Raw genomic sequence first — 241 nt, forward strand, 5'->3', positions numbered from 1 at the left:
TATAGTTACTATTGTAATCATAGGAAGTATAAGTAGGTAAGACCAATGAATATAATGTGCTATTATTCCCCCTATTGAAGGACCTAACCCTTCACCTAAAGCTACAATTGATCCTATAAACCCAAAGGCTTTGCCTTGTTTTTTTCTTGTAATATTTCTAGCTACAACCACCATAATCAGTGAAGGGAATGCAGCAGATCCTACTCCTTGTACTAACCTACCAAAAATCAAAATAAAAAAG

1 protein-coding gene is annotated in these 241 nt (G+C 34.4%); it reads right to left on the reverse strand.

Translation table 11 applies throughout. The features are described from left to right. On the reverse strand, nt 1-241 hold a 241-nt coding region (locus SH09_RS13465; RefSeq protein WP_141639739.1), incomplete at both ends, for an MFS transporter.

It is taken from the genome of Staphylococcus gallinarum (assembly GCF_000875895.1).
Classification (GTDB): domain Bacteria; phylum Bacillota; class Bacilli; order Staphylococcales; family Staphylococcaceae; genus Staphylococcus; species Staphylococcus gallinarum.